The 21,716-nt window shown below is 71.9% G+C and carries 21 protein-coding genes; 9 read left to right on the top strand and 12 right to left on the bottom strand.

From position 1 onward, the window contains the following. The first annotated feature begins 401 nt into the window (after positions 1 to 401). The 4 genes from ABD811_RS17160 (at position 402) to ABD811_RS17145 (ending at position 4,633) form a co-directional block, all read left to right on the top strand. Positions 402 to 806, top strand: coding sequence for an FHA domain-containing protein (locus ABD811_RS17160; protein WP_344948157.1), 405 nt, complete (start codon positions 402 to 404; stop codon positions 804 to 806). A 65-nt stretch (positions 807 to 871) separates the two neighbouring features. After that, positions 872 to 2,296, top strand: a complete 1,425-nt coding sequence (locus tag ABD811_RS17155) for a hypothetical protein (RefSeq protein ID WP_344948154.1) — start codon at positions 872 to 874, stop codon at positions 2,294 to 2,296. Positions 2,297 to 2,325: 29 nt separating this feature from the next. Then, entirely contained in the window at positions 2,326 to 3,240 is a 915-nt protein-coding gene (locus ABD811_RS17150) for a glutamate ABC transporter substrate-binding protein (RefSeq protein ID WP_344948151.1), read from the top strand. 175 nt (positions 3,241 to 3,415) lie between these two features. Then, entirely contained in the window at positions 3,416 to 4,633 is a 1,218-nt protein-coding gene (locus tag ABD811_RS17145) for a hypothetical protein (RefSeq protein ID WP_344948496.1), read from the top strand. On the opposite strand, the gene ABD811_RS17140 is transcribed toward ABD811_RS17145, so the two are convergent. Both ABD811_RS17140 and ABD811_RS17135 read right to left on the bottom strand, forming a co-directional pair. Beyond that, positions 4,608 to 5,240, bottom strand: coding sequence for a hypothetical protein (locus ABD811_RS17140; RefSeq protein ID WP_344948148.1), 633 nt, complete (start codon positions 5,238 to 5,240; stop codon positions 4,608 to 4,610). The two genes, ABD811_RS17145 and ABD811_RS17140, sit on opposite strands and share 26 nt — an antisense overlap. Before the next feature lie 43 nt (positions 5,241 to 5,283). Beyond that, the gene (locus ABD811_RS17135) at positions 5,284 to 7,074 is read right to left on the bottom strand and encodes a thiamine pyrophosphate-requiring protein (protein WP_344948145.1); all 1,791 of its coding nucleotides are present in this window, start codon (positions 7,072 to 7,074) and stop codon (positions 5,284 to 5,286) included. A gap of 228 nt (positions 7,075 to 7,302) precedes the next feature. Between ABD811_RS17135 and ABD811_RS17130 the strand changes: the two genes are divergently transcribed. Together ABD811_RS17130 and ABD811_RS17125 are read left to right on the top strand one after the other, a co-directional pair. Next, entirely contained in the window at positions 7,303 to 7,824 is a 522-nt protein-coding gene (locus tag ABD811_RS17130) for a PH domain-containing protein (protein ID WP_344948143.1), read from the top strand. 83 nt (positions 7,825 to 7,907) lie between these two features. Continuing rightward, positions 7,908 to 9,107 (top strand): serine hydrolase domain-containing protein, encoded by a 1,200-nt coding sequence (locus tag ABD811_RS17125; protein WP_344948140.1) that lies wholly within the window; start codon positions 7,908 to 7,910, stop codon positions 9,105 to 9,107. A 57-nt stretch (positions 9,108 to 9,164) separates the two neighbouring features. Here the strand turns inward: ABD811_RS17125 and ABD811_RS17120 are convergent, their stop codons facing one another. The 5 genes from ABD811_RS17120 to ABD811_RS17100 all read right to left on the bottom strand — a co-directional run bounded on the left by ABD811_RS17120 (position 9,165) and on the right by ABD811_RS17100 (position 13,902). Further along, a complete protein-coding gene (locus ABD811_RS17120; RefSeq protein WP_344948137.1) occupies positions 9,165 to 9,983 on the bottom strand; it encodes an ABC transporter permease in 819 nt (272 codons plus the stop codon). Further along, positions 9,980 to 10,846: an ABC transporter permease gene (locus tag ABD811_RS17115; protein WP_344948135.1), complete on the bottom strand. Its 867-nt coding sequence runs from the start codon at positions 10,844 to 10,846 to the stop codon at positions 9,980 to 9,982. Before ABD811_RS17115 ends, ABD811_RS17120 begins: the two co-directional genes overlap by 4 nt. Next, complete coding sequence (locus ABD811_RS17110; protein WP_344948132.1) at positions 10,846 to 12,093, bottom strand: polyamine ABC transporter substrate-binding protein; 1,248 nt, start codon at positions 12,091 to 12,093, stop codon at positions 10,846 to 10,848. The genes ABD811_RS17115 and ABD811_RS17110 overlap by 1 nt, the downstream gene beginning before the upstream one ends. Next, positions 12,090 to 13,241 (bottom strand): ABC transporter ATP-binding protein, encoded by a 1,152-nt coding sequence (locus ABD811_RS17105; protein WP_344948129.1) that lies wholly within the window; start codon positions 13,239 to 13,241, stop codon positions 12,090 to 12,092. The genes ABD811_RS17110 and ABD811_RS17105 overlap by 4 nt, the downstream gene beginning before the upstream one ends. A gap of 232 nt (positions 13,242 to 13,473) precedes the next feature. Continuing rightward, positions 13,474 to 13,902: an HIT family protein gene (locus tag ABD811_RS17100; RefSeq protein ID WP_344948127.1), complete on the bottom strand. Its 429-nt coding sequence runs from the start codon at positions 13,900 to 13,902 to the stop codon at positions 13,474 to 13,476. Positions 13,903 to 13,970: 68 nt separating this feature from the next. Between ABD811_RS17100 and ABD811_RS17095 the strand changes: the two genes are divergently transcribed. Together ABD811_RS17095 and ABD811_RS17090 are read left to right on the top strand one after the other, a co-directional pair. After that, on the top strand, positions 13,971 to 15,443 hold the full coding sequence (locus ABD811_RS17095) for an ABC transporter ATP-binding protein (protein WP_344948124.1): 1,473 nt from the start codon (positions 13,971 to 13,973) through the stop codon (positions 15,441 to 15,443). After that, positions 15,440 to 16,129: a hypothetical protein gene (locus tag ABD811_RS17090; protein WP_344948122.1), complete on the top strand. Its 690-nt coding sequence runs from the start codon at positions 15,440 to 15,442 to the stop codon at positions 16,127 to 16,129. Before ABD811_RS17095 ends, ABD811_RS17090 begins: the two co-directional genes overlap by 4 nt. 39 nt (positions 16,130 to 16,168) lie before the next feature. Here the strand turns inward: ABD811_RS17090 and ABD811_RS17085 are convergent, their stop codons facing one another. From ABD811_RS17085 to rlmN, 3 genes are all read right to left on the bottom strand, one after another. After that, the gene (locus ABD811_RS17085) at positions 16,169 to 16,972 is read right to left on the bottom strand and encodes a DUF1963 domain-containing protein (RefSeq protein ID WP_344948119.1); all 804 of its coding nucleotides are present in this window, start codon (positions 16,970 to 16,972) and stop codon (positions 16,169 to 16,171) included. 63 nt (positions 16,973 to 17,035) lie between these two features. Continuing rightward, a complete protein-coding gene (locus tag ABD811_RS17080; RefSeq protein ID WP_344948117.1) occupies positions 17,036 to 17,542 on the bottom strand; it encodes a DivIVA domain-containing protein in 507 nt (168 codons plus the stop codon). Between the two features lie 97 nt (positions 17,543 to 17,639). Beyond that, positions 17,640 to 18,788 carry a dual-specificity RNA methyltransferase RlmN gene (gene rlmN / locus ABD811_RS17075; protein ID WP_344948114.1) on the bottom strand — a complete coding sequence of 383 codons (1,149 nt, stop codon included), beginning with the start codon at positions 18,786 to 18,788 and terminating at the stop codon, positions 17,640 to 17,642. 120 nt (positions 18,789 to 18,908) lie between these two features. Here rlmN and ABD811_RS17070 point away from each other — a divergent pair, with 120 nt between their 5' ends. Further along, a complete protein-coding gene (locus ABD811_RS17070; RefSeq protein WP_344948111.1) occupies positions 18,909 to 20,042 on the top strand; it encodes a suppressor of fused domain protein in 1,134 nt (377 codons plus the stop codon). Positions 20,043 to 20,114: 72 nt separating this feature from the next. On the opposite strand, the gene ABD811_RS17065 is transcribed toward ABD811_RS17070, so the two are convergent. Beyond that, a complete protein-coding gene (locus ABD811_RS17065) occupies positions 20,115 to 21,062 on the bottom strand; it encodes a phosphatidate cytidylyltransferase (RefSeq protein WP_344948109.1) in 948 nt (315 codons plus the stop codon). A 50-nt stretch (positions 21,063 to 21,112) separates the two neighbouring features. After that, on the bottom strand, positions 21,113 to 21,670 hold the full coding sequence (gene frr / locus ABD811_RS17060) for a ribosome recycling factor (RefSeq protein WP_344948493.1): 558 nt from the start codon (positions 21,668 to 21,670) through the stop codon (positions 21,113 to 21,115). Positions 21,671 to 21,716 lie beyond the last annotated feature (46 nt).

The raw sequence follows: 21,716 nt of genomic DNA, 5'->3' as shown, positions 1-21,716 counted from the left end.
GCATGGCGATCTGTCCGTCCGGGCACAGTTCCGGTACCGACGACTACTGCGACGTCTGCGGTCAGCGCATCGGCGGTGGCCCCTCCCCCGCGTCCGTGCCCGCGCCCTCCGGGGCCGCCCCATCGGCGGGGCAGGCCTCCGCCGGGGGTGGGGGCGGGGGCGTGCCCTGCCCGGACTGCGGTACGCCGTCCAGCGACCGCTTCTGCGAGGAGTGCGGCTACGACTTCGCGACGGGAGGCGGCAGGCCGACCCCGTCGGGGCCGCCGCAACCGCTGCCCCCGCCGCCGACACCGGCTTCGGCTCCGGCTTCGGCTCCGGCTTCGGCTCCGCCCCCGGCGCCCTCCCCGGCTCCGGCGCCGGTTGCGGCCCCGCCGGCCGAGCCCGCCCAGACCGCGGAGTGGGTGGCCATCGTGAACGCCGACCGCGACTACTACGACACCGTCATCTCCGAAGGCGGACCCGACAGCAAGGACATCCCGTTCCCGCCCTACTACCCCGAACGGCGGATCCCCCTGACCGGGCGGCAGGTCCGCATCGGCAGGCGCAGCGTGTCCCGTGGGACGACCCCCGAGATCGACCTGCAGGAGCCCCCGGCCGACCCCGGCGTCTCCCACGTGCACGCGGTGCTGCTGGCCAAGCCGGACGGCACCTGGACCCTGGTCGACCCCGGCTCCACCAACCGCACGTGCGTGAACGGCGCAACCGACCCGATCCCCCTGAACGTCGAGGTGCCCGTCGGCGACGGCGACCGCATCCACGTGGGCGCGTGGACGACCATCACGCTCAGCAAGGGCGGCGCGGCGTGACGGCCGTGGCGCGACCCCCCGGCGGGGCGCCGGCCCCGGGCGGGTCGCAGCCCCCAAGCGCGCGCGTGCCCGCCCCACCGGGACGGCACGCGCCGCCTCCCCCGTCGCTGCCGCTGCTGCCCCGCACGGTCGCGGGCCGGGTACGGACGCTGACGGCTCTGATCATCCTGGCGCTCGTCGCGTTGCTGGCGTCCACGTGGGCGGCCGTGGGGGCGGCCCGCGACGGCGTCCGGGTCATCGGCCACGACGCGGGACCGCAGGTCGTCGCCACCGGCGACCTGTACTTCCACCTCACCGACATGGACGCCCACCTGGCCAACGCGCTGCTCATCGGCAACTCGCGCGACCTGGGCGTGCGCCGCGACCAGCTCCTCGCCAGGTACGAGCAGAGCCGCGCCAGGGCGGGCACCGCGCTGCTGCAGGCGTCCCGGCTGGCCGACGACCCCACCGAGGAGGAGACGGCCCGCGACCTGCTCGACGCCCTCGGCCGCTACGAACGCTACGCCAGCCAGGCGCTGCTGCTGGACGAGCAGGCCGACCACGCCGCCGGGCCTCCGCCGCAGCGCGTCCTGGACGTCTACCGGCAGGCCACCGACCTGATGAAGCTGGACCTGCTGCCGAAGGCGTACAACCTGACCCTCGACAACGGCACCCTGGTCCGGCACACGTACGAGTCCGAGCGGTCGGCGGTGCTGACCGGCCGCACGCTGGTGGTCGTCACCGGCCTGCTGCTCCTGGCGCTGCTGCTCGTCCTGAAGTACTACCTGTACGTGCGGTTCCGGCGCGTCCTCAACCCGGGCGTCGCGCTGGCGACCCTGGCGGCGCTCGTGCTCGTCGCGTGGAGCACGTCCATGCTGTCGTCCCAGGCCGGGCACCTGCGCGACGCCAAACGCGACGGGTTCGATCCCATACTCGCCCTGTCCCGCACCCGCGCCATCAGCAACAGCGCCAACGCCGACCAGACCCGCTTCCTCCTCGACCCCGACCGCGCCGACACCTACGAGCAGACCTACCTCAGCAAGTCGCAGTCGATCCTGTACCTGCAGGCCGACAGCCTCCCCGAGTACACCGAGGCCGTGGAGGCCCAGGGTCCCTCCTGGCAGAGGGCGCAGTTCCTGGGCTTCCTCGGGGACGAGGCCGAACGCGACCTGACCGGCGGGCAGGCGAAGGCGTTCGAGAAGGTGCTGAACGACTTCCGCACCTTCCAGCTCGCCGACCGCCGCATCCGTGACCTGGCCACGGACGGCGACACCAACGCGGCGGTCCGCGCGCGCCTGGGCACCGGCCCGGACACGGGCATCCGCCTGTTCGCCCAGTACGACGCGTCCCTCAACGCGCTCGTCAACCTGCACCGCCGCGACTTCGATGCCGCGGTGAGAGCGGGCGACGACGGCACGAACGGCTGGGACGTGGTGCTCCCCGTGTCAGGGCTGGTCATCCTCGTCCTGGTGACGGCCGGTGTGCGCCCCCGCCTGGCGGAGTACCGGTGAAGGACGGGGTACCGGTGAAGGAACGCAGCATGCGAGTACGCCCCAACGCCGCCCACCGCACCGCCGTCCGCCGCCATGCCGTCCGCAGCCGTGCCCGCCGCGCCGCCGCGGTTCTCGTCTCGGCGGCGCTCGCGGCCGCGGCGGCGGCCTGCGGCACCGCCGACGCCGGCACCCCGTCCGTCGTCGGCAGGGACAGGCTGGTCATCGGGGTGAACGAGGACCAGCCGGGCCTCGGCTTCCGCGACCCCGACCTGCGGGGCTTCGACATCGACGTCGCCCGCGAGATCGCCCGCCGCCTCGGCGTGGCCGGCGACGACGTGGAGTTCCGGCCGGTGTCGAGGGACGTCAACCGCGAGGACATGCTCGTCAGCGGCCGGGTCGACATGGTCGTGGCCAGCTACTCCATCACCCCCGAACGCAAGACCAAGGTGATGTTCGCCGGGCCGTACTACGTCGCCCACCAGGACATCCTCGTCCGCCGCTCCGACACCGCCGTGCGGAACGTGCGGGACCTGGCGGGCCGCAGGCTGTGCCGCGTCGAGGGCTCGCTGTCGCACCGCCGCGTCATCGAGGAGAAGGGCGTCAACGCGATCCCGCACGACTCGCGCGGCTACGACCAGTGCCTCAGGAGCGTGCAGGACGGCGTGGTGGACGCGGTGTCCACCGACGACCTGATCCTGGCGGGGCTGGCCGCACGGGCGCGGGGCGGCGGCGCGGCGGCGGTGCGGCTGGTCAACGCCCCGTTCTCCGACGAGCCGTACGGGGTCGGCCTGCGCCGCGGCGACGTGGCGGGCTGCGAGGCCGTCAACAAGGCCATCACGCGGATGTACCAGGACGGGACGATCCCCCGGCTGCTGCGCCAGTGGTTCGGGTCGTCCGGGCTGCGGCTCACCACCACGGTCCCGCAGTTCGAGGGCTGCGACGAGCCCGTCGCCGGGAGCTGAGCGAGCCGGTGGAGCAGCGCCGACGCAATGCCGTCGCAGGGTCGTCCCACCTTTCGGTCAGCAAGATAAGTCGCTTACGTAAGTGCTCCTCCTGGTACGGCTTCGTAAGTTATGGTCGCGATCACAACACGATGAGAAACCCGCCGCCGCGTCCGGAGGAGTCCCATTGACGACGGTGATCCTGGTGGTGCTGTGCGTCGTCGTGGGGGCGCTGGAGCTGTACGCGGGCCGGCAGAGCAAGCACCAGGCCGCCGCGTTCGTGCGTCGCGTCGACGAGCTCAACGAGCAGGTCACCAAGCAGAACAACGTGCTGGTGACGGTGGGCGAGCAGCTCACCGCCGAGCTGTCGCGGGTCAAGCGGGACGTGCTGCCCGCGCTGGACTCGCGGCTGCGCGACAACACCAGCCAGGTCGAGGAGCTGGCCACGCTGGTGCACCGGGCCGACGAGTACCTGCGCACGCAGGCGGGACGGCTGCACGAGCTGGAGCAGCAGCGGGTCACGCTCGCCGCGCTGCGCCGCAAGCTGGCGGAGGTCGAGACGTCGGTGCGCGCGGTCGCCGAGGCCGGCGCCCGCGCCGGCGAGGGCGGCGCGGCGGCCGGCGGCGCCGACGTGGAGGCGGCACTGGCGCGGCTGGCCGAACTGGAGCGCGGCGGCGCGGAGATGCTGGAACTGCAGCGCGCCCTCACCCGCACGCTGGAGGACGTGGAGGACGTCGTCGCCGAACTGCTGGCGTTCACCGAGGGCGAGCTGGACGAGGCCGTGACGGCCGCGCTGACGGCCCGTCCCCGCGCCGGGGCCGACGGGGCGTCGGTCAACGTGGTCGGGCGGCTGTGGACGCGTGACGGGCAGCTGGAGGACATCCTCGGCGAGGTCTACGAGCGGTGCGTGCAGGCCAACCGCCTGCGGATCCGGTTCCGCACCACCGAGGGGGCCAACGGCCTGTCGGCGGCCGACGCGCCGGACCGCCGCCGCTACTTCCTGACCGGGCAGCGCCCCGAGGACCTCGGGGGCGTCTTCACCGCCCTGCTCATCTCCACGGGCGCGGACCTTTCACCGGGGGGCGGCCCAGGCCCGAACTCCCTGGCGCGCGGCCGTCCCGGCGAACGCGTGCTGCCCCCGGGCATCACCCCCGAGCCTCCCCCCGAGGACGAGGCCGCGCTCAAGGCGTTGCTGCGCGCGCTCTACGAGAGCAGCGGCGCGGTCGCGCAGATCGGCCCGCTGCTGGCGGTGCGCAGCCGGGACGAGTTCCTGTGCGCCGTGCTCACCCCGCCGCAGTCGCTGGAGCTGGAGAGCGACGAGGTGTTCTGGGACCCGGCCGCCGCCGCCGTGCGGCTGCGGCGCCTGCCGTCCCACCAGCTGTGGGACCTCAGCCTGTGGGCCGCGGGGTCGTGACGGCCGAGCCGAGGCCGTAGGCGCGCACGGTGCGGTCGGACGCGCGCAGCCGCACGAACAGCGGGCACGCGACCTCCCCCGTCACCGGGTCCACCTCGGCGCACAGCCCCACGCCCGCCGCGCGGTCCAGGAACACCACGTTCTGCACGGCCCGCGCGGCGCGCACCGCGTAGGGCACCGAGCCCGCGTCGGCGGTGTCGTACAGCTCCTCGAAGGTGAGGCGGCGCGCGTACCGCACCAGCCCGGCCGCGTCCACGACCCGGGTGCCGATCGCCGCCGACGGTCCCGCGATGACGATGCCGAAGCTGGGGTCCTGCCGTCCGCGCACGTAGATCTCGCGGTCGGGTTCGAGGCCGCGCGCCCGGTCCGCCAGATGCAGGCCGAAGCCGGTGTCGCCGTCGACGTACCCCGGCGGCCCGAACCCGGACGGCGCGCCCGGACCGGACGCGCCGTCGCGGACGCCCGTCACCCCCTGCGGCGCCCGCCAGCCCGGCAGGTACACGCCCAGCCCGCGCAGCAGCAGCCGCCACACCGGCCGCCCCGTGACGTCCGCGTCGGCGCGGGGCCCCCGGGACGAGCCGGGAGGGGACTCCTCAGGGGTGACCATGAACCCATCTTCCGGACGTGCCCGCCGATGGGCAAGAAGGTCACTACTTCCCCCGGCGCGGAAGGGCCTCCCGCAGCTTGGCGCGCACCCCCTCGTTGACGATGCTCCAGGCGTCCTTGTCGCCCTTCAGCAGCGCCTCCATCGTGTTCTTCATCTGGTCGAACTCGGCGTGCGGCGGGATGGGCGGCATGTCGGCGCTGCACCGCACGTCCAGCACCACCGGGCGGTCGGAGCCGAGCGCCTGGTCCCACGCCGAGCCGAGCAGCTCCGGCTTGTCGACCTCGATGCCCTCCAGGTCCAGCGAGCGCGCGAAACCCGCGTACGACACGTCCGGCAGGTCCTGGGTCTCCGGGACGCGCGGCGAGCCGCCCATCGCACGCAGCTCCCAGGTGACCTGGTTGAGGTCGTTGTTGTGCAGCACCGCCACGATCAGCCGCGGGTCCGACCAGCTCCGCCAGTACCGGCACGCGGTGATCATCTCGGCCATGCCGTTCATCTGCATCGCCCCGTCGCCGGTCAGCGCGATCGCGGGCCGGCCCGGGTGGGCGAACTTGGCGCCGATCGCGTACGGAACGGCCGGGCCCATGGTCGCCAGCGTCCCCGACAGCGACCCGCGCATCCGGCCGCGGAACCGCAGCAGCCGCGCGTACCAGTTGGCCGCCGACCCCGAGTCGCAGGTGACGATCGCGTCGTCGGGCAGCCGGGACGACAGCTCGTGGCACACCAGCATCGGGTTGACCGGGTCGGCGGCCACCTTGGCCTGCATCTCCATCGTCTGCCACCAGCGCTCCACGTTCTGCTCGATCGTGCGGCGCCAGGAGCCGTGCTCCTTGCGGCGCAGCCGCGGCAGCAGCGCCTGCAGCGTGGCCCTGGCGTCCCCGACCAGGTTGACCTCGGTGGGGTAGCGCATCCCGATCATGTGCCCCGCGATGTCGATCTGCACGGCGCGGGCCTTGCCGTACTCGGGCAGGAACTGGCTGTAGGGGAAGCTGGACCCGACGATCACCAGGGTGTCGCAGTCGCGCATCATCTCGTAGCTGGGCCGGGTGCCCAGCAGCCCGATCGCGCCGGTGACGCAGGCCGGCTCGTCGGAGACGACGTCCTTGCCGAGCAGCGCCTTGGCGATGCCGCCGCCGGTCACCTCGGCCAGCTCCATCACCTCGGCGGCGGCCGACCGGGCGCCCTGCCCGACCAGGATCGCCACCTTCTCGCCCGCGTTGATCACCTCGGCGGCGCGGGCGATCTCGGTCTCGGGCGCGCGCGTCTCGGGCACCGCGTACCCCGGCACGCTGGAGGGCACCTGCTTGAAGGCGTGCGCCGGCGCCTCGTACTCGACCTCCTGCAGGTCGGACGGAATGATCACGCAGGTGGGGGCGCGCCGGTCCAGGGCGGTGCGCATGGCCCGGTCCAGCACGTTCGGCAGCTGCTCGGGGACGGTGACCGTGTGCACGTAGTCGGAGGCCACGTCCTTGAACAGGGTCTGCAGGTCGACCTCCTGCTGGTAGCTGCCGCCCATCGCGCTGCGCGCCACCTGGCCGACGATCGCCACCACCGGAACGTGGTCGAGCTTGGCGTCGTACAGCCCGTTCAGCAGGTGGATCGCGCCCGGCCCGCTGGTCGCCATGCACACGCCGACACCGCCGCCGAACTTGGCGTAGCCGACCGCCTCGAACGCGCCCATCTCCTCGTGCCGCGGCTGCACCACCTTGGGCGCGCCCGCCCGGCCGAGCGCCGCGACCAGGCCGTTGATGCCGTCGCCCGGATAGCAGAAGACGTGTTCGACGTTCCAGTCGCGCAGCCTCTTGAGCACGTAGTCGGCCACCGTTTCGGCCATGACACTCCCCCCGTAACCACGTCACCTCGGTCATGGGGGAAGTTTCCGTTTTCGCGAGGCCGTATAGACGACGCACCAGACGTTGGCGGTATCCGGACCCGTCCATGAACGTCCGGCCCCGCGACGTCGGCGGCGAGGCCGGGCGAGAAAAGGCCGCCCCGCGCGGCACTGCGGCGCGCGCGCCGATTCGGCTACCTTTGAAGTCCCTGATCATGACAAGGGCGCCGCATGAACATCCAGGACATGATGGTCTTCCGCCACGAGGCCGGGTCGCGGACCGTTGGCCGGTACCTGATGTCCCACGAGGGGCGGGTGATCGCGGTGCGGGGGCACCCGGCCGTGCTGCTGCCCGCCCTGCTGGCGGTGGTGGGCGGGCTGATCGCCTGCGGTCTGGCCGCCGCCGTGACCGGGATCATGTGGGTCTGGTGGCTGTGGCTGCCGACCCTCGGCTACCTGGTGTGGAAGGTCCTCGCGTGGTCGCTGAGGTACTTCCTGGTGACCGAGCACCGGCTCATGGTCATCAGCGGCGTGCTCAACCGCCAGGTGGCGATGATGCCGCTGGCCAAGGTCGAGGACATCGCGCTGGAACGGTCGATGCTCGGCCGCGTGCTGGGGTACGGGGAGTTCGTCATCGAGTCCGCCGGGCAGAAGCAGGCGCTGCGCAACGTCCGCTTCATGCCCTACCCCGAGCAGCTGTACCTGGAGGTCTCCACGGAGGTGTTCGGCGCCGAGGACCCCTCCCCGGACTGATCCGCGCGTTCCGCCGGCCGGACCGATGAGTTCCGCGTCCTTCCCCGGTCGGTACCTCCGAGACGTGTGCGAGCGGAGGACCCATGGTGAACGGCGGCGGACTGGACGGGCACCGGCTGGCGCGGATGCGCGACGTCATGGCCGGGCACGTCGAGCAGGGCCGGGTGCCCGGCCTGGTCATGGCGGTGTGGCGGCGGGGCGAGGCGCACGTCGAGACGCTGGGGCACCCGGCGTTCGGCACGTCCGCGCCGCTCGGCCGCGACGCGCTGTTCCGCATCAGCTCGATGACCAAGCCGATCACGGCCGTGGCCGCGCTGATCCTGGTGGAGGAATGCCGGCTGCGGCTGGACGAACCGGTCGACGAACTGCTGCCCGAGCTGGCGGGCCGCCGCGTCCTGGCCCGTCCCGACGGGCCGCTGGACGACACCGTGCCCGCCGAACGCCCGATCACCGTGCGCGACCTCCTCACCTTCCGGCTCGGCATGGGCATGGCCCTGGACGAGGCGTGGTGGGGCACGCCGTACGCGCGGGCCGCCCAGGGGCTGGGCATCGCGGGCTTCGGCCCGCCCCGGCCGGACGTCCCGCACACCGCCGACGAGTGGCTGAGCCGGCTGGCCACGCTGCCGCTGATGTACCAGCCGGGTGAGCGCTGGCTCTACAACATCGGCTCGCTGGTGCTGGGCGTCCTGGTCGAACGCGTCAGCGGGCAGCCGCTGGAGACGTTCCTGCGCGAACGCCTCTTCGGCCCGCTCGGGATGAAGGACACCGCGTTCAGCGTCCCCGCCGCCGGACTGCACCGGCTCCCCACCTCCTACGCCGTCGACCCCGGCGGCGGGCTGAGCGTGTACGACGGGGTGGAGGACAGCGCGTGGAGCCGTCCGCCCGCGTTCGCCGACGGCGCGGCAGGACTGGTGTCGACGCTCGACGACTTCCTGGCGTTCGCGCGCATGCTGCTGGACGGCGGCGTGTACGGGGGCGAACGTATCCTGTCCCGTCCGGCGGTGGAGCTCATGACGTCCGACCAGCTGACGCCGCGGCAGCGGGCCGAGGCGTTCGGGGACGCGGGCTCGTGGGGCTTCGGCGTCTCGGTCGTCACCCGGCGCGACCAGCTCTGGGCGACCCCGGGCCGGTACGGCTGGGACGGCGGGCTGGGCACGTCCTGGTGGTCCGACCCGGCCGAGAACCTGATCGGCGTCCTGCTGACCCAGCGCCTGCAGTTCCCGGCGCACAACCCGGTCTACCTGGACTTCTGGACGTCCGTCTACCAGGCCGTCGCCGACTGACCCTCCGGCGGCGTCCGGCAGCAGGTCACCGGTGGCGTCCGGTACGGCGCGCGGAGGTCATCGGCGGCGGACGTTCCGCCGTGCGGAGAGCACCGCCACCAGCACGCCGACCGCGAAGATCAGCGTCCCCATCACGTTGACCTGCGGCGGCATGCCGGTCCGGGTGGAGCCGTAGACCCACAGCGGGAAGGTGACGGTGGCGCCGCCGGTGAAGCCGGTGATGACGAAGTCGTCGATGGACAGCACGAACGCCAGCAGCGCCCCCGACACCACGCCCGGCATGATCATCGGCAGGGTGACCAGCCGGAACCTCGTCCACGGGCCGGCCCCCAGGTCCTGGGCGGCCTCCTCGACGGCCGGGTCGAGGCCCGCCACGCGGGCGCGCACCGTCACCGCCACGAACGCGATCGAGAACATCACGTGCGCCGCCAGGATCGTCGGATAGCCGCGCGGCAGGTTGAAGGTGACGAACATGGACAGCAGCGAGGCGCCCATCACGATCTCCGGACAGGAGATCGCCATGAACAGCACCAGGTTCGACGCGCCCCTGCCGCGGAACCGGTGGCGCCCCAGCGCCAGGCCCGCCAGCGTGCCGATCACCGTGGTGATCGCCGTGCTGAGCAGCGCGATCGTCAGCGAGTTGACCAGCGCGGCGGTCAGATCCGGTTTGTCGAACAGGTGCCGGTACCAGCGGAGCGTGAACCCCTCCCAGCGGTAGTTCTGCCTGCTGTGGGTGTCGTTGAACCCGAACAGGATCATCACCGCGATCGGCAGCAGCAGCCAGGCGATCAGCAGGACGGTGTAGACGTGCAGGACGTGTCCCGAGGACGCGGCGCGGCGCCGGGCCCGGCGGCGCGGGGTGCGGGTCGCGGTCATCGGCGGGCCGCCTCCAGGACGTCCCGCGTGCCCAGGGCGCGCGCGTAGACGAAGATCCCGACCAGCAGGATCGCCATCAGCGTGAACGACAGCGCCGAGGCCAGCGGGTAGGCGCTGTTGCCGAAGTACTGCGACTGGATCACGTTGCCGATCATCGTGTTGCGCGGGCCGCCCAGCACCTCGGCGTTGACGTAGTCGGAGCAGATCGGCACGAACGTCATGACCACCCCGGCGAACACGCCCGGCAGCGACAGCGGCAGGATCACCCGGCGGAACACCTGGAACCGCGAGGCGTACAGGTCGTGGGCGGCCTCCACCACGCGCGGGTCGATCCGCTCCAGCGCCACGTAGATCGGCAGCACCATGAACGGCAGGAAGTTGTAGGTCAGCCCGGACACCACCGCGAACCCGGTGTCCAGCACGTGCGCGCCGGCGGGCAGCAGGCCGAGGTCGCGCAGCGGGCCGAGGACCGGCCCGTGGTCGGTCAGCACCAGCTTCCACGAGATCGTCCGCAGCACGAACGACACGAAGTACGGCAGCAGGAGCAGGAACAGGTACGTCGACTTGCGCCGTCCGCCGCGCGACGCGATCCAGTACGCGGCGGGGTAGGACAGCGCCACGCACGCCAGCGTGGCCAGCAGCCCGTACCACAGCGACCGCGCGAACTTGTCGCCGTAGGTGGACAGGCCGTCGGTGTAGTTCTGCCAGTGGAACGTCTGCCGGAACCCGTCCACGAGGTTGCCGGTCTGCAGCGACAGCGACACCATCAGCACGAGCGGGACGACGAAGAACACCAGCATCCACAGCCCGGCCGGCAGGATCATCAGGTACGGCGCCAGGCCGCGCCGTGCCGGACCGGCCATCACGAACCCTTGGTGATCGGCTCGAAGGTCTTCTGGTACCGGGCCTCCTCGGCCTGGGTGAGCCGCCGATAGTGCCGCAGCCGGGCCATGTCGTCGGCGGCCGGGAACACCAGCGGGCTCGCGCCGAGCCGCTCCAGGTCCTTCTTCTCAGCGCCGGTGGCCGTGCGGGCGTGCTCGGCGATCACCGCCCGGGTGGCGGGGACGGGCGTGATGTAGTTGATGAACTCGGTCAGCGGCGCGTTGTTCTGCGGGTCGTACAGCCAGTCCATCATCGTGATCGCGTCGACCGGGTTGGCGGCGGTCCTGGGGATGCACAGGTTGTCGGTCCAGATCGTGCCGCCCTCCTCGGGCACCACGAACTTCACGTCCGGCCCGGCCAGGCTGTAGGCGTCACCCGACCACGCCATGGTCAGCCACACGTCGCCCTTGCTGACGGCGTCGATGTAGTCCTGCTCGTAGTACTTGCGGACGATCCCCGCGTCGCGCTGCCGCCGGAGCCGCACGGCGGCCTTCTCCCAGTCGGCGGGGGTCGACTTCTCCGGGTCGACGCCGATCAGGAACAGGCCGAAGTTGCCGAGCTCCTGGGAGTCGGCCATCATGCCGACCCGCCCCTTGTACCGGGTGTCGAACAGCTGGGCGATGCTGGTGATCTCCTCCTTGACGTACCTGGTGTTGTAGGCGATCCCGGTGATCCCCGACACGTAGGGGACGGTGAACATGTTGCCGGGGTCGTACGACGGGTTCCTGAACCCGGGCCCGGCGTTGGCGGCGAACGTCTTCAGCCGGGAGTGGTCGAGCGGCGCCAGGTAGCCGAGCTGGCGGAGCTTCTCCAGCTGGATGCCGTTGGTCATGACCATCAGGTCGAAGCCGATCGACTGCCCGGCCGCCAGCGGCGCCTGGATCCTGCCGAACCAGGACGCGGTCTCCTGGATGACCTCCTTGTAGTCGACCCGGATGCCGGTGGCCTTCTCGAACGCCTTGAGCGTCGCCCGGTCGTCCTCCATGTACCCGGGCCAGTTCGCCCAGCTCAGCCTGCCGGTCCTGGCCTTGCCCGCCCAGTACTCCGCCACCTCCGACCGGGTGACGTTCTGCTTGCCGCCCTGCCCCCGCACACCGCACGCCGTCAGCGTCAGCCCGGCCCCGGCGGCGCCCAGCAGCCGCAGGACGTCCCGGCGGGGCCGGGTCAGCCCGCGCAGCAGCGAGGGATCGAGGTCGTTCCCGGCGGACGGCCGGTGCGGGCTGGTCATTGCGCTGCTCCCATGGCGTACGAGTGTCGCGGCTCCCACGACAGCCAGACGGTGTCCCCGCGTCCCGCGACGTCCTCGGCCGACGTGGCGTTCTGCGCGAACACCACCATCTCCGCGCCGGTCGCGGTGCTGACGTTGTAGTTGGTGGACGTGCCGAGGTAGACGACCTCGGTGACGGTGCCGCGGACCGCGCACAGCGCGCCGCCGGGCCGCCGCGTCCCGATGCCGATCTTCTCGGGCCGCACGGTCAGCTCCAGCCGCTGCCCCGGCGTCGCCGCCACTCCCGGCCGCAGCGGCACCTCGATCCGCCCGTCCGGGCCGTAGGAGATCACCGCGTGGCCGTCCTCCGTCCCCGCCACCTCGCCCACCAGCAGGTTGGACGTGCCGATGAACCCGGCCACGAACCGGCTCGCCGGACGCTCGTAGATCTCCCGCGGGGTGCCGAGCTGCTCGATCCGCCCGTCGTTCATCACCGCGATCCGGTCGGACATGGTCAGCGCCTCACCCTGGTCGTGCGTGACGTACACGAACGTGATGCCGACCTCGCGCTGGATGCGTTTCAGCTCCACCTGCATGGCCTGGCGCAGCTTCAGGTCCAGCGCGCCGAGCGGCTCGTCCAGCAGCAGCGCGCGCGGCCGGTTGACCAGCGCCCGGGCCAGCGCCACCCGCTGCTGCTGCCCGCCCGACAGCTCGCCGGGCCGCCGCCTCTCCAGCCCCGTCAGGTCGACGATCTCCAGCATCTCGCCGACCCTGGCCTTGATCTCCGGCTTGGGGACGCGGCGGCGGCGCAGCCCGAACGCCACGTTCTCGAACACGCTCATGTGCGGGAACAGCGCGTACGACTGGAACACCGTGTTGACGTCGCGCCGGTTGGGCGGGACACCGGTGACGTCGGCGCCGTGCAGGTACACCTCGCCCGCCGTCGGCTCCTCGAACCCGGCGACCATCCGCAGCGTGGTCGTCTTGCCGCAGCCCGACGGGCCGAGTAGAGAGAAGAACTCGCCCTGCGCGATCGTCAGGTCCAGTCCCCGGACCGCGGCCACCGTCTCGCCGTGCGAGTGGTACTCCTTGGCCACCCCCGCCAGCTCGATCGCGGGGAGCGCGGCGCCGACGTCGGCGGGCGCCGCGGCGTGCTTGGTCTCGGTCATCGGGGGTCCTTCGGTCCTGGGGGCGCCGGCCGCCGATGTGCTCGACGCAGGCGTGGTCCTCGACGCCGTACCGTAGCCGGAGTGCAGCAACACCCCGTCCCCAGGGCGCCCTAGCGGCTCACAACCGTCCGTTCGGCACCCAGCCGCACCGCCGTCACAACCCGCCGCACACTCCCAAAGCCATGGCGTCCACAGCAGGCCACGCGGCGTCAGAAGCGGGCTCGGGGCGCGGTTACAGGGCGGCGCGGAGGCGGGCGGCGTAGTCGGCGGCCTCGGAGTCGGAGGCGTACTTGTGACGCGGCCAGAAGAAGCCGCGCAGGCCGTCCTTGCGGTTGCGCGGTACCACGTGGACGTGGAGATGGGGGACGCTCTGGCTCACCTTGTTGTTCATGGCCACGAAGGACCCGGCGGCGCCCAGCGCCGTCTCCATGGCCGACGCCAGCAGCCTGGCGTGCGCGAAGAACGTGCCGAGCATGTGCTCCGGCAGGTCCGGCAGCGTCTCGATGTGCTCGCGCGGGACCAGCAGCGTGTGTCCCTTGAACAACGGCCGGGTGTCCAGGAACGCGACCGCGTCCGCGCTCTCCAGCACAAGGTGGGCTGGACGCTCGCCTTTCACGATCTCGCAGAACAGGCACGGCTTGGCGGACACGGACTCTCCCATGCGGGCATTGTGCCGCGCGGCGGAGGCTAACGGCGCGCTTACAGGGCCGACACTACGCTCTGGCGTCCATGCGCTTGGACGACGTCGCGTTCCGCTACAGCAGGAAGGGCCCCTGGATACTCCAGGCGGTCTCCCTGTCCCTGCCGCCCGGTCGCATCACCGAGGTGACCGGGCGAAACGGTGCCGGGAAATCCACCCTGCTGCGCCTGGTCGCCGGTCTGCGTCCGCCTCGGCGCGGCGCGGTCATCGATCGTCCGCAGCGCGTCGGTTACGCGCCCGAGCGTTTCCCCACCGACCAGCCGTTCACGGTGCGGTCCTACCTGTCGCACATGGCGGCCGTGCGGGGCGTGACGCTCTCGGTCATCGACGAGTGGGCCGAACGACTGCGCTTTGGGCACCTGCTCGGCGTCCGGTTGCCGGAACTGTCGAAGGGCAGCGCGCACAAGGTCGGCCTGACGCAGGCCTTCCTCGCCGGACCAGGGCTGCTCGTGCTGGACGAGCCCTTCGCCGGCCTGGACACCGAGACCCGCGATACCCTCCCGGCCCTGCTCGCCGAACTGGCGTCGGAAGGCGCCATCGTGGTCCTGAGTGACCACCAGCGCTGCCTAGACGGACTCCCGGCCATTCACCGAGTCCACGTGGCGGACAACACCGTCCGCCCCCACACCCCTGATGACACGGACCTCGATCAAGCCTCCCAGACCTCGCCTGTCGCCCAGCCGGCCCCCTCCCACCCACGGACCGCGTCCCCTCCACCGCCCCTCTCGCCAGACGACAGTTCTTCGACCACAGCCCCGAATGACCAGGAGCCCCCAAGCCAAGCCCACACATCCCGCGAGACCGCTAATAACCACGCCAACACCACCCACGCCAGCTCCCCACCCCACAACGCACCGGCCGCGTCACCAACCGAAAAGCCCAGCACCGTAACGACAGCGGGCGGCGCCGCCCAGGTCGGCTCCCCACCCCACGGCGAACCAGCGTCCTCGCCAGGCGACGACGCCAACACCACAACGGCACGCGACACCACCCACGCCAGCTCCCCACCGCACAACGCACCGGCCGCATCACCAACCGAAAAGCCCAGCGCCATAACGACAGCGGGCAGCGCCGCCCAAGCCGGCTTCCCACCTAACGGCGAGCCTGCACCCTCGCCAACCAACAAGCCCAACACCACAACGGCAGGCGACACCAACCACAGGGCAGGCGACACCACCCACGTCGCCTCCCCACCGCAGAACACACCGGCCGCGTCACCGGCCGAGAAGCCCAGCACCGTAACGGCAGCGGGCGGCGGCCAGGTTGGTTCCCCACCGCATGGCGGGGCGGCGGTGCGTGCGACGCCAGTGGTCGGCCGCGTGGTCGGAACGGGTGGTGAGAGGGCTGAGGGGGCAGGGCGTGACGTCGCCGGGCATGACCAGGCGGCTTCGGGGGTCGCTTGGGCCGTGTTGGAGGTCGTGGTGCGGGCCGACGAGGTCGACGCCGTCGAGGCCAGGCTTCGTGCGGACGGTCATCAGGTACGTAGGAGGGCCGGTCAGTGATCGCACTCGTCCGCTTCCAGGTGTCCGGATACGTCCGGTCGCTTCGCGTGCTCCATCCGTTGATCGTCGTTCTGCTGTTCATGGCGCTGGTGCTGCTGCAGGGTCCCTCGGGGGATGACGCGCGCAGGCTGGCCGCGGGCACCTTCGGGGACGTGGCGGCGTTCGCCTTTCCGGTGTGGGCGTGGACGGCCCGGGCGCTGCTGGACACTCAACCCGACGAGCAGCGTGCACTTTCGGCGACGGCCGCGCGGTACCGGCCGGTGTTCGTGCTGGCGGGGCCCCTGGCCGCGTACGCGGTGAACCTCTGCCTGGCCGGCCTGGTCCTCGTCGCGCCGGTGGCCCAGGCACTGGCGGCCGGGGTCGGCGGTACGGCGGTGGTGACGGGCGTGGCGCTGAACGCGCTGGTGGCGGCCGCCGCGACGGTTCTCGGCGTCTGGACCAGCCGGGCGATCATTCCCGACCCGGGCCTTTCGGTGCTCATGCTCCTCGGAGGCGTGACGGCGGCGCTGCTGCTGAGCCTGAGCCCGCTGTCGTGGGCGGCCGTCCCGATGGTCGAGTGGCTGAGGGCCGCGCAGGACGGCCCCGAAGCCCTCGTCTCGGCCTTCCCGGGTCTGGCCCTCCACCTGGTGCTGTGGTCCGCCGTGTTGGGCATCGCCTACGCGGCGACCGCCCGCAACCGTGTCTGAGCCTCACTGAGGGCCGCGACCGTATGGGTTCGCGTGTGGTCATGTCGCCTGGAGGGTCAGCCAGGCGTGGTGGAGGGGTTGGTCTCGGTGGGTGCAGAAGTAGACGCGGCCGGGGTCGCCCCAGTGCCAGTCGAGGCGGGGGTCTGAGTCGAGTTGGAGCAGCAGGTTGCAGTTCTGGGTACTGTCCTCGGACACCGGGGTGCCGAGGTTCTGGCCGGAGGCTCGTTGGCAGTCGGGGCCGAGGGGGCGTTGGACGAGGGCGGGCCAGCCGCCGATCTGGTGGACGGGCGTGTCGTCCGGCCAGATGTGCTGCAGCCAGGCCGCGTGCAGTTGCTCGTACACCGGGAGCGTGCCGCTGTAGGTGTTCTCCAGCTGCCGTAGGACGGGCTCCTGGGGCGCCGGCAGGGACAGGAGGGGAGCCGCGCGCAGGGTGCAGGGCGGGTAGGTCACCGTTCCCTCCGGCGGCTCGGCCTCCTTCAGGTCGCCGGTGAGGAGCCTCCAGCCGTCGCGTTGGCCGGGCTCGTCCCCCCACGGGCGTGGGATGGCGCTGGCGTAGTAGAAGGCGACCTGTCCCTCGGTGGGAAGCCCGGGGAGCGCCACCACCGCGGCCAGCCGGGTGAAGTCGACCGTACAGAGGTAGTCGAGGGGGCGGCCGTTCCAGGTCGGCCACGGTGCGCCGGCGGGGAGCAGGGGCGCGCCGCCGAACCGCACCGCGGCCTCGCCGTCCGGGCCGAGCCGCACGGCGGGCCGGACCAGTGTCAGAAGCGCCGCGATGACCTCGGGGGCGAAGAAGACGCCGAACATGGAGCGCAGCCGCTGACGCTGCGCGGTGAAGTGATCCATGTCACGAGCGTCGCGCGTCCGGCAGCCGTTGACCAGAGCCACCGGAAACTGTGGATAACTCTGTCAGCGGGGTTCGAGCGCGCCGGCGAGCTGGATCAGGAACTCGTCGACCTCGCGCTCGTCGTAGCCGGGCCCGAGGCGGACGATGCGGAACGCGCTCTCCCGGACGTCACGGGCGGTCACCGGCGGGGCGGCGCCGCGCAACCCGTCGACGACGCGGTCCAGGAAGGCGTCCACGTCCCGCACGTCGTACCCCGCGCGCACGCCCGAGCCGGAGAACCGGGCGTTCTGGATCCAGGTGATCAGCCATCCGGGGTGCACCCGGGGCCGCCGGGGGCGCTGGCCGAGGGGCGCCGCGGCCTGCAGTTCCAGGACGCATTCGCGCAGCAGCTCGTCCACCGCGCGCGGCTCGTAACCGCGCAGGACGACGTCGAACCGGGTCCGGCGCACCTCGTCGGCGGTCACCATGGTGCCGCCCCGCAGCGCGTCACCGATCCTGCGCAGCAACCCGTCCACCTGGGCGCGGTCGTAACCGCGCAGCGCCACCGGCAGGCGCGTCCCCGTCCTCACGGCACCGGACTCCTCAGCGTTCCGCGCGTGCCGTCCGGGGCGGCCGGCGCCCGCCTCGCCCGAGACCGAGACGACGCAGAACGTCCCTTCCGGCCCGCTACTTCGCGGTGGTCGCGGCCAGCTGGCCGCAGGCACCGTCGATCTCTCTCCCCCGAGTGTCGCGAACCGTGACCGGCACCCCGTGCGCCTCCAGCCGGCGGACGAACTCGCGCTCGTCGCGGGGCCGGGAGGCGGTCCACTTGGATCCCGGCGTGGGGTTCAACGGGATCAGATTGACGTGTACGAGGTGCCCGCGCAAGAGCCTGCCGAGAAGATCCGCCCGCCACGCCTGGTCGTTGACGTCCTTGATCAGGGCGTACTCGATGGAGACGCGGCGCCCGGTGCGGTCGGCGTACGCCCACGCCGCGTCCAGGACCTCCTGCACCTTCCACCGGTTGTTGATGGGGACGAGCTCGTCGCGCAGCTCGTCGTCGGGCGCGTGCAGCGACACCGCGAGCCGTACGGACAGATCCTCGGCGGCCAGTTTCTCGATGGCGGGGACGAGCCCGACCGTGGAGACGGTGACCGCGCGCTGGGAGATGCCCAGCCCGCGTGGGCTGGGATCGGTGATGCGCCGGACGGCGCCCAGGACCGCCTTGTAGTTGGCCAGGGGTTCCCCCATGCCCATGAAGACGATGTTGGAGACGCGTCCCGGCCCCCCTGGGACCCGCCCAGAGGCCATGGCGCGCGCGCCCGCCGTGACCTGCTCGACGATTTCGGCCGTGGACAGGTTACGGGTCAGCCCCGCCTGGCCGGTGGCGCAGAACGGGCAGTTCATGCCGCAGCCCGCCTGGGACGACACGCACATGGTGGCCCGGTCGGGGTAGCGCATCAGCACGGACTCGAACAGCACGCCGTCGAAGGCCCGCCACACCGTCTTCAACGTGGCGCCACCGTCGCACGACAGGTCCCGTACGGGGGTGAGCAGGGTGGGCAGCAGTTCCGCCGTGAGCCGCTCGCGTACGGCCGCGGGCAGGTCGGTCATCTGCGCGGGGTCGTCGACCAGACGCGCGAAGTAGTGGCGGGACAGCTGGTCGGCCCGGAAGGGCTTCTCCCCCAGCGCGGCGACCGCCTCCCGGCGTTCGGCCGGGGTGAGGTCGGCCAGGTGGCGCGGCGGCTTGGCCCTGCGGGGCGCCGCGAAGACGAGCTTGGCCGGCGTCTTCTTCTCGACGGCCCCGGTGGTGGCTGGTTCGGCGGTGGCAGACATGGTGTTCCCAGTGTCGCAAACCCCGCCGCATGCCCCGACCGCCGTCACGCCGGGAACGCGCCGATGCCCATGGGCGCGACATGCCTGCGCACGGCCCTGTGTGCGGCTAAGGTCTCGATCATGTCGGTATTGCGCAGGGGGTCCTCTACAGCCGCGACGACCGTCCTGTCCGAGGTCAGCCCCTACGGGAGCCGCCGGCTCGTCATCGAGTCCGACGGGGTGGTCACCGCCGCGTACCTGAAGGACGTCCGCGGCAACGTGGTGGGGGCCGCGTGGGTCGCCAACCATCAGGCGGCCCCCGTCGAGCAGGATCGGGCCCGGGTGGACGCGGGGCTGGCGCCGCTCATGCCCGCCTCGCATGTGCGTCACCCCGAGGGCCGTAAGCCCCTGCAGGCCGACTCACTGGAAGTCGTGTGGTTCGAGGAGGGCGACGGGGTCGCCGTCCTGGAGGCGGGGGAACCACTGTGCGTCATCCCCGGCTGGTCCGACATGAGCCGGGGCATCCCCGGCTACAGCCGGGACATGAAACGGCAGAGCCCCTTCGCCTTCCCCCTCGACGACGAGATCGACGAGTTCACGCCTCGCGTCAAGCGCGCGCGGGAGCACTGGGAGGTCTGCGCCAAGGACGGCTCCTGGGCGGACTTCCAGCAGTCGATCCTCGGGCACCTGCTGCAACGTCTCGGCCCAGGCGGTCACTACTGGCACGATGTCGGCCGTCAGCATCCCGGGGGTAAGAGCGGCGTGGCGCCCACCGTCGGCGTCTCCGAGCGGCCCGCCCAGGAGGGCCGGGATTTCACCGTGCTCAGCACCGTCGGCATGAGCCGCCAGCGGATGCCCACCATCGAGCTGTACGAGGACGACGTCTCGCCTCACAGCCGCATCGAACTGGCCGTCGCCACGACCCTGCCCAGTCAGCGCGCCGGCAGCATCTTCCCGTGGCTGTCCCAGTACCCGTGGCGATCGGTCACGTGGTTCGCCCCCGGCGACGTGGTGAAGTGGTACCACGAGGCGCACACGTTCCCCCTCAACACCGAGGGCTCCCAGTGGGAGGGTGTGCTGCTCCTGGAGGACCCGAGCCGTCTCGCAGGGCCGGTGCCCCCCGGCCTGACGGGCCTGTCCATCGGCGGCGACCACGTGCGGTGGCTGTGGCTCGTGCCCATCACCGCCGAGGAGCACCGCTACGCCAAGAACGAGGGCTCTGACGCCCTGGTACGCCGTCTGGCGCAGCAAGGCCGTTCCTGGGTCGTCTCCTAGGCGTCCGCACCGGTGGGCGCCTTGCGGGGCGTTCACACCGGTGCGCGCCAGACCTATTAGGCCGCGCCAGGCCTATTTGGCGGGGACGAAGAGTTCCAGCAGGAGCCACACCACGGGAAGCGTGGCGATCAGGGAGTCGAGGCGGTCCATGACGCCGCCGTGCTCGGGCAGCAGCGTCCCCATGTCCTTGATGCCGAGATCCCGTTTGATCATCGATTCGACGAGGTCGCCCACCGTCGCGGTGACGACGGCGGCGGCGCCGATGACGGCCCCCTGCCACAGGTGCCCGTCGTCCAGCAGCCACCACACCAGCCACGCGCCCACCGCCATGCAGGCGATGGCCGAGCCGGTGACGCCCTCCCAGGTCTTCTTGGGGCTGATGGACGGCGCCAGCTTGTGCCTGCCGAAGAACGACCCCGCGAAGAACCCGCCGATGTCACTGGCGACGGTGACCGCGACGAACACCACGATGCGGTCGTCACCGTCGTCCGGCCGCAGCAGCAGCGCGGCGATGCCGCCCATGACCGCCAGGTAGCCGACCAGGAAGAGCCCGGCGGTGGCGTCGCGCACGTAACCGTCGGCGCCCTGGGGCATCCGCCACACGAGCACGCCGAGGATGGTCAGGGCGGCGGCGGCAACCAGGCCCGTCGGCCCCCACGCGTACGACGCGGCGGCGGTGGCCACCGTCCCGGCGGCCACCGGGATGAGCGGGCCGCGGATGCCGCGCGTGGCGAACGCCCCGTTCAGCTCGTGCAACCCGATGAGCAGGAAGGCGGCCAGGACGCCGAGGAAGATCTCCTTGACCGTGTACAGCGATACCAGCACCAGGCCGCCGAGCAACACGCCCACGCCGACGGCGACGGGCAGGTTGCGGCCCAGCTTCTTCTTGGGCGCGGGCGCGTCACCCGGGTCCGGGGCAGCCGGGGACGACGCGTCGCCCGGAGGCCCCGGGGAGTGCGCGTCCCCCGCGCGGCTCGGCGAGGGCGCGCCCTCCGCGGGACCGGAGGGACCGGAGGACACGTGGGGCTCAGCCGGTGAGCCCGACGGCTCTCCGGTCTCGTCCAGCTCCATCAAACTTCGAGCAGCTCCGCCTTCTTGTGCTCAAGCAGCTCGTCGACCTGCGCCACGTAGCGGTGCGTGACGTCGTCGAGCTCCTTCTCGGCGCGCCGGACCTCGTCCTCGCCCGCCTCGCCGTCCTTGGCCAGCTTGTCGAGGGTCTCCTTGGCACGGCGGCGGATGTTGCGGATGGCCACCCGGCCCTCCTCCGCCTTGGTCCCGGCGACCTTGATGAACTCGCGCCGCCGCTCCTCCGACAGCTCGGGGAAGACCACGCGGATGACCTTGCCGTCGTTGGTGGGGTTGACGCCGAGGTCGCTGTCCCGGATCGCCTTCTCCACCGCGGCCATGGAGCTCCTGTCGAAGACCTCGACGATGACCATGCGGGGTTCGGGCAGCCGGAACGACGCCAGCTGGTTGATCGGCGTCGGCGTCCCGTAGTACTCCGCGGTGATCTTGTTGAACATGGCGGGAGTGACGCGGCCGGTGCGGATGGCCTGGAAGTCCTCCTTGGCGACCGCGACCGCCTTCTCCATCTTCTCCTCGGCTTCGAGGAGGGTCTCGTCGATCACTTCGACTCCCATGTCACCTAGTCGGCCCTTGCCACCTAGCCATTGT

Source organism: Actinomadura miaoliensis (assembly GCF_039536785.1).
GTDB lineage: Bacteria > Actinomycetota > Actinomycetes > Streptosporangiales > Streptosporangiaceae > Spirillospora > Spirillospora miaoliensis.
The sequence above is the reverse complement of the archived record's forward strand: the minus strand, read 5'-3'. Positions and strand labels throughout refer to the sequence as shown.

Coding starts and splice junctions, on each gene's coding strand:
- ABD811_RS17150 (WP_344948151.1), top strand. CDS start 2,326: ATGCGAGTACGCCCCAACGCCGCCCACCGCACCGCCGTCCGCCGCCAT.
- ABD811_RS17140 (WP_344948148.1), bottom strand. CDS start 5,240: ATGGTCACCCCTGAGGAGTCCCCTCCCGGCTCGTCCCGGGGGCCCCGC.
- ABD811_RS17135 (WP_344948145.1), bottom strand. CDS start 7,074: ATGGCCGAAACGGTGGCCGACTACGTGCTCAAGAGGCTGCGCGACTGG.
- ABD811_RS17130 (WP_344948143.1), top strand. CDS start 7,303: ATGAACATCCAGGACATGATGGTCTTCCGCCACGAGGCCGGGTCGCGG.
- ABD811_RS17125 (WP_344948140.1), top strand. CDS start 7,908: ATGGTGAACGGCGGCGGACTGGACGGGCACCGGCTGGCGCGGATGCGC.
- ABD811_RS17120 (WP_344948137.1), bottom strand. CDS start 9,983: ATGACCGCGACCCGCACCCCGCGCCGCCGGGCCCGGCGCCGCGCCGCG.
- ABD811_RS17115 (WP_344948135.1), bottom strand. CDS start 10,846: ATGGCCGGTCCGGCACGGCGCGGCCTGGCGCCGTACCTGATGATCCTG.
- ABD811_RS17110 (WP_344948132.1), bottom strand. CDS start 12,093: ATGACCAGCCCGCACCGGCCGTCCGCCGGGAACGACCTCGATCCCTCG.
- ABD811_RS17105 (WP_344948129.1), bottom strand. CDS start 13,241: ATGACCGAGACCAAGCACGCCGCGGCGCCCGCCGACGTCGGCGCCGCG.
- ABD811_RS17100 (WP_344948127.1), bottom strand. CDS start 13,902: ATGGGAGAGTCCGTGTCCGCCAAGCCGTGCCTGTTCTGCGAGATCGTG.
- ABD811_RS17095 (WP_344948124.1), top strand. CDS start 13,971: ATGCGCTTGGACGACGTCGCGTTCCGCTACAGCAGGAAGGGCCCCTGG.
- ABD811_RS17085 (WP_344948119.1), bottom strand. CDS start 16,972: ATGGATCACTTCACCGCGCAGCGTCAGCGGCTGCGCTCCATGTTCGGC.
- rlmN (WP_344948114.1), bottom strand. CDS start 18,788: ATGTCTGCCACCGCCGAACCAGCCACCACCGGGGCCGTCGAGAAGAAG.
- ABD811_RS17070 (WP_344948111.1), top strand. CDS start 18,909: ATGTCGGTATTGCGCAGGGGGTCCTCTACAGCCGCGACGACCGTCCTG.